Below are 5,765 nucleotides of genomic sequence, written 5' to 3' on the forward strand. Positions count from 1 at the left end.
ACGCCCGCCCACCCCGACAAAAACACGGAGCGTGACACGAGAACTATTTCTGTCCGGCGTGCAACTCCTGCCCCCGCTGCCGCCGTTCCACCTCCGTCTAGAGGAGGCAAGCCGATTGAAGGCCGCAGACGAGCAAGCGTTCCGGGAGTTCGTGACGTCCCAGATGGGGTCGTTGCGCAAGCTGGCCTACGTGACCTGCGGGGACTGGCACGCGGCGGAGGACGCCGTGGCCAACACGCTGGTCAAGCTCTATCCACGCTGGCGCAAGCTGGACCGGCCCGACCTGTACGCCAAGACCATGGTGTACCGGGCCGCCATCGACGAGACACGCAGGCCCTGGCGTCGGGGCCGGGAACGGTCGGTAGGTGATGCCGTTCCAGACGTCCCGATGAACGACCCGAACGTGATGACCGACGAGCGGCTGCGGCTCAGGGCGGCGTTGAACGCCGTGCCTGCCCGCCAGCGCGCTGCCGTGGTGCTCCGGCACTACCTGGGCCTCAGCCTGGAGGAAACCGCCCAGGTGCTGGGCTGCAAGGTCGGCACAGCAAAGAGCCATACCTCGCGCGGGCTGGCGAAACTCCGCGAGTTGCTCGCGACCGAACGGATCAATCTCAGTGGGGATCGGATGGAGGAGTGGACAAGTGCAGTTGCATGAGGTTGTGGATGCGGTGACCGCTGACGAACCGCCGCTGGCCCGCAGCGCCGATGACATCATCGCGGCCGGCCGCCGGGCGGAGCGCCGCCGCCGGGCCGGTTTCGCCTCGGCCGGCGCGGCCGGGCTGGTCGTGGTGGCGGTGGCCGGCGCGTTCGCGCTGACCTCGGTCACGTCGAGCACGTCGGCTCCGCTGGCCCTCCCGGACCAGTCGGCCGGGATCGTCGCCGGGGCCGGCCAGCCGGAGGTCACCTGGTCGGACGCGGCGCCGTTCAATTTCACCTTCCGCGGGTTCACCGCCGGCAGGTTCCGGGTGGAGGACCCGATCGTGGCGTCCACCGCCTACCAGATCGCGAGGGTGTACCAGACCGACCGGGTCACCACCGAGCTGCCGAAGAACGTCCGCAAGGACCTGCCCGCCGGCAAGGGGAAGAGGGTCAGCGGTGCGCATTTCGCACACCTGACGCTCTACCGGCCGGGCGCGTTCGACCCAGCCGGGATCACCGACGGCACGCCGCTCACGGTGGCCGGACGCCAGGCGATCTCGTCGGCCGCCACCAACCCGCCGAACCAGCAGCTGGCCTGGGAGTACGCCGACAACGCGTGGGCTGTCGTCACCGCGTTCAGCTATGACGCGGACCCGTCGGTGGAGGATCTGTCGGCGTTGGTGACCGCGCTGAAGCCGAGCCCGGCGGTGCCGGCCAAGCTGCCGTTCCGGGTGGGTGAGCTGCCCGCCGGCTACACCCCGGTGGAGATCGGGACGAACGCCATCCCCGGCCTGAACGGCATCGCGGCGCCGGGCGACAGCTACGGCGGCGCGACCTACGCCAACCCGGCCCCGGCGACCACCGGCCTGACCAAGCCGTACGGCGGCGACGATGGCGAGGCCATCCCGTCCAGCTTCAGCATCTTCGTCACGCCCAGCGCGAAGTCCAACCAGACGCCCAAGCCCGGCAAGACGGAGTGCTTCCCGCAGTCGAGCACGCCGTTCTGCAACGTCTACAGCGCGGATGGCGTGGTGCAGGTGCAGGTCGTCGGCACCGGTCAGTTCTCCAGCACTGAGCTGACCAGGATTGCCAAGTCGGTCGAGGTGGTCGACGTGACCGACGAGGCCGCCTGGATCCCGGCGGCCGAGGCGCTCACCGCCCGCTAGTCCGGCCCAACGGCCCGGACCCAACAAGTACAGGTGCCGTGATTTCACAGCGAAATCACGGCACCTGCGAATCTTCGGGGCGATGGGACGGCAGCTCGCGGTGACGGTCGAGCCGCTCGACGCGCACCTCGACGACCGGTTGACCGAGTTGGCCGAGTTGGCCGCACGGCCGCTGGCCGACCGGATCGAGGAACTGCCGCTGACCCGGTACGGCGAGCTGCGGGCGAGCATGTGCGACGAGCTGCCCGAGTCGATCGAGGTCCGCCACGGTGCACGGAGCTACCGGGTGGTGCCGCTGGTGCAGGTGGAGCTGACCGAGCCGCGCGCCGCCGCGCTGCTGCGGCGTTACCGCAGCCGCTCAGCCGGCTCCCCCGCAGCCCGCTGACCGGGCGGTCAGCCGGCTGAGCGTTCCCAGTCGATGGTGGGCAGGCCGGCGTCGGCGAGGGCCTTGTTGGCGGCGCTGAACGGCCGGCTGCCGAGGAAGCCGCGCGGGTTCATCGGGCTGGGGTGGCCCGCCTCCAGCACCACGTGCTGCGGATTGGTGACAAGCGCCGCCTTCTTGCGCGCATAGCCACCCCAGAGCAGGAACACCACAGGCGACTCCTGGGTGTCCAGCGCCCGGATGGTGGCGTCGGTGAACTCCTCCCAACCCCGGTTGGCGTGCGAGCCGGGGGTGCCCTGCCGCACGGTCAGCACCGAGTTGAGCAGCAGCACGCCCTGTGCCGCCCAGCCGTCGAGGTTGCCGCTGCGCGGTTTCGGCACGCCCAGGTCCTCGCCCAACTCCTTGAAGACGTTGCGCAGCGACGGCGGCACCGACACGCCCTCGCGCACACTGAAGCTCAGCCCGTGCGCCTGCCCAGCGCGGTGGTAGGGATCCTGACCGAGGATCAGCACCCGGCAGTCCGCCGGCGCGCAGAGCCGGTAGGCCGAGAAGAGATCCTCGACCGGCGGGAAGACCGTGGCTGTCGCGTACTCCCCGGCGACGAACTCACCCAGCGCGGCCGTGCGGGCCGGGTCGAGATGCGGGGTGAGCACCGCCCGCCACTGCTCCGGCAGCAGCGCCAGCAGGTCCAGGGTGGCAACATCGTCGGGCATCGGTGGCCTTTCCGCGATCGGGTTGTCTGCGGGCACTGTAGGCACCGGGTACGACAGCCCTCAGCCCAGGGCCGCCAGGCGTCGCGTCCAGTCCCCACCGACCGGCGTCAACTCGGCCACCCGGGTGTCGTCGTCGCGCCGGTCGAGCCGGATCCGCAGGTGTGCCTCGGCCAGTTGCTCGACGAGTCCCTCGCCCCATTCGACCACCGTCACCGACTCGTCGACCGAGGCGTCGAGATCGAGGTCGTCGATCTCGGCCCGGGGGTCGCTGGCGTCGCCGAGCCGGTACGCGTCGGCGTGCACCAACGCCACCGCGCGCCCGACGGTCGGGTCCGGTCGGTGCACCCGGGCGATCACGAACGTCGGCGAGGTGATGTCGCCGAGCACCCCCAGCCCGGCTCCGATGCCCTGGGTCAACGCGGTCTTGCCGGCACCCAGCGGGCCGGTGAGCAGCACCAGGTCGCCGGCGCCGAGCAGCTCGGCCAGCCGCCGGCCGAAGGCGTGCGTCTCCGCGACGGTCGGCAGCTCGACCCGGATCACCGGCGGTTCCCTTCACAGCTGTCCAGGAAGCGCAGCATCGCCGTGTTGACCTCGTCGGCGTGCTCCAGCATCACCACGTGCCCACTGTCGTGGATCTTGACGAACTCGGCGTGTGGCAGCCGCCGGACGATCTCCTCCGAGTGGGTCACCGGCGTGATCATGTCCTTGTCTCCGACGACCACCAGCACCGGTGTGCCCTCCAGCGCGGCCAGCGCGGGAAACCGGGAGTGCGTGGCGAGGGTACGCAGATAACGGGTCACCGTGTCGGCGGAGGTGCGCGAGTTCATCGTCTCCACATAGGAGACAAGGGCCGGGCTCGGCCGGCGGGTGCCGAAGCCGTACCTGCGGGTGAGCAGCCAGGCCACGTTGGAGGTCGAGCGGCGGGCCCGGTCGATGACCGGACCGCCGTACCGGGTGACGTTGCCGGCCACGTGCAGCACCGGACCACCGACCCGGCCGAGCAGAGCCGGTGCGACGAGCTTCGTCTCGGCAGCCAGGCCACCCGAGGTGGCCATCAGCACGGTGCCCACCACCCGGTCACCGAACATCTCCGGATACAGCTCGGCCAGCGACATGATGGTCATGCCGCCCATCGAGTGACCGACAAGCACCAGCGGCCCCTCCGGCGCCACCTCGTCGATCACCCGACGCAGCGTGTGACCGAGCGCCACCAGGTCGTACTCGCCGCTCTCCAGCCGCCCCGAGCGGCCGTGACCGGGCTGGTCGTACGCCACGACGCGGTGCTCACCCCGCTCGGCGAGCAGCTTGCGCTGGAAGTGGAAGGTGCCCATGTCCAGGCAGAAGCCGTGCACCAGCAGCACCGTGGGGTTGCCGGCGACCGGCCGGGTCGGCTCGACCACCTCGACGTGGATGTCGGTGCCGTCCGGCATCTCCAGCTCGTACGCCGCGTCGTACCGCTGCGCGCCGAAGACCTCTGTGGCGTACGGGTCGGTGGGGTCGGCCTTGAGCCGGCGGACCAGGGCGCGTTCGGTGGCGACCCCGGCGGCGGTCACCGCGGCGGCCACGCCGAGCGCGGCCCCGACCAGACCGGCGGCCTTGCCGGCGGCGGTACGCGGCCGGGGGATCAGCTGTCGGCTACTCACCGTCATAGACCCGCGGTACTCGAGTGCTGCCGAACCGGGTGACGATCTCGTAGTTGATCGTGCCGACCGCCTCGGCCCAGTCGTCGGCGGTGGGGCCACCGTCGGCACCGTCGCCGAAGAGGGTGACCACGTCACCGGCGGCCACCGGGTCGTCGCCGCAGTCGAGGACGAACTGATCCATGCAGACCCGCCCGGAGATGATCCGCCGACGCCCGCCGAGCTGCACCGGCCCGGCATTCGAGGCGTGCCGTGGCACCCCGTCGGCGTAGCCGAGCGGCACCACGGCCAGGTTCGCCTCACCCTCGGTGGTGTACGTGTGGCCGTACGAGACGCCGGAGCCGGCCGGCACCCGCTTGGTCAACATCACCCGGGCGCGGGCGGTCATCGCCGGGCGCAGTCCGTAGGTCTCCCCCGCCACCGGGGAGAGCCCGTAGACGGCCAGCCCCGGGCGGACCAGGTCGAAGTGGGTGTCCGGCCGGGTCAGCGTGGCGGCCGAGTTGGCCAGGTGCCGGTAACGAGGACGCAGCCCCGCCCGCTCCACCATGGCCAGGCCCTCGTGGAAGACGGCCAACTGCCGGTCGGTGGTGGGGTGGCCGGGCATGTCCGCGTACACGAAGTGGCTCCACACCCCGACCACCTCGACCAGGCCGTCGGCCTGCGCCTTGGCGGCGGCGTCGAGCAGGGCCGGCCAGTCGGCGACGGTGGCCCCACCCCGGGCCAACCCGGTGTCGATCTTCAGGTGGATACGGGCCGGACGGTCCGCCAGCCGGCTCGCCTCGATCATTTCGGCGAGCTGCGGCAGGCTCGCCACACCCAGGTCCACGTCGGCGGCGACGCCCGCCGCCAGCGGCAGGCCCGGCGCGAGCAGCCAGGCCAGCACCGGGGTGTCGAAGCCAGCGGCACGCAGGGTCAGCGCCTCGTCCAGGGTGCAGACGCCGAGCCAGGTCGCCCCGGCATCGAGCGCGGCGCGGGCGGCCGGGACCATGCCGTGGCCGTACCCGTCGCCCTTCACCACCGCCATCACCTCGGCGCTGGTGCCGCCGCGCAGCCGGCCCACGTTCTCCCGGACCGCATCAAGATCCACCCGCACCTCACCCTGCCACATCCCTCCACCCTACGTTCCGCACCGCCCCCACCCCCGTCGATCTAGGGCTTATCGTCGCTAGTCGATCACCAGCGACGACGATAAGCCCTAGATCGACGGGGCGAGGCGCGCCAGGAC

Annotated in this window: 7 protein-coding genes; 3 read left to right on the plus strand and 4 right to left on the minus strand. The window is 71.4% G+C overall.

Going from position 1 to position 5,765, the window contains the following annotated elements; genetic code table 11:
• The 3 genes from C1I93_RS27570 to C1I93_RS27580 form a co-directional block, all read left to right on the plus strand.
• Positions 1-655: SigE family RNA polymerase sigma factor (locus C1I93_RS27570; RefSeq protein ID WP_309148221.1), on the plus strand; the 655-nt coding region annotated here is incomplete at its 5' end.
• Positions 642-1,805, plus strand: coding sequence for a hypothetical protein (locus C1I93_RS27575; RefSeq protein ID WP_111246195.1), 1,164 nt, complete (start codon positions 642-644; stop codon positions 1,803-1,805). The genes C1I93_RS27570 and C1I93_RS27575, both read left to right, overlap by 14 nt.
• An 82-nt stretch (positions 1,806-1,887) precedes the next feature.
• Positions 1,888-2,190, plus strand: a complete 303-nt coding sequence (locus C1I93_RS27580) for a hypothetical protein (protein WP_181445358.1) — start codon at positions 1,888-1,890, stop codon at positions 2,188-2,190.
• Positions 2,191-2,198: 8 nt separating this feature from the next.
• Here C1I93_RS27580 and ung read toward each other — a convergent pair whose 3' ends face one another.
• The 4 genes from ung to alr are packed head-to-tail and all read right to left on the minus strand — an operon-like array spanning position 2,199 to position 5,648.
• Positions 2,199-2,900: a uracil-DNA glycosylase gene (gene ung, locus C1I93_RS27585; protein ID WP_111246196.1), complete on the minus strand. Its 702-nt coding sequence runs from the start codon at positions 2,898-2,900 to the stop codon at positions 2,199-2,201.
• 60 nt (positions 2,901-2,960) lie between these two features.
• The gene (gene tsaE / locus C1I93_RS27590) at positions 2,961-3,440 is read right to left on the minus strand and encodes a tRNA (adenosine(37)-N6)-threonylcarbamoyltransferase complex ATPase subunit type 1 TsaE (protein ID WP_111246197.1); all 480 of its coding nucleotides are present in this window, start codon (positions 3,438-3,440) and stop codon (positions 2,961-2,963) included.
• Complete coding sequence (locus C1I93_RS27595; RefSeq protein ID WP_111246198.1) at positions 3,437-4,549, minus strand: alpha/beta fold hydrolase; 1,113 nt, start codon at positions 4,547-4,549, stop codon at positions 3,437-3,439. The genes tsaE and C1I93_RS27595 overlap by 4 nt, the downstream gene beginning before the upstream one ends.
• Positions 4,536-5,648 (minus strand): alanine racemase, encoded by a 1,113-nt coding sequence (alr, locus tag C1I93_RS27600; protein WP_111246199.1) that lies wholly within the window; start codon positions 5,646-5,648, stop codon positions 4,536-4,538. Before alr ends, C1I93_RS27595 begins: the two co-directional genes overlap by 14 nt.
• Positions 5,649-5,765: the final 117 nt, after the last annotated feature.

Origin of the sequence: Micromonospora endophytica, from assembly GCF_003236305.1 — a bacterium.
GTDB classification, from domain to species: domain Bacteria; phylum Actinomycetota; class Actinomycetes; order Mycobacteriales; family Micromonosporaceae; genus Micromonospora; species Micromonospora endophytica.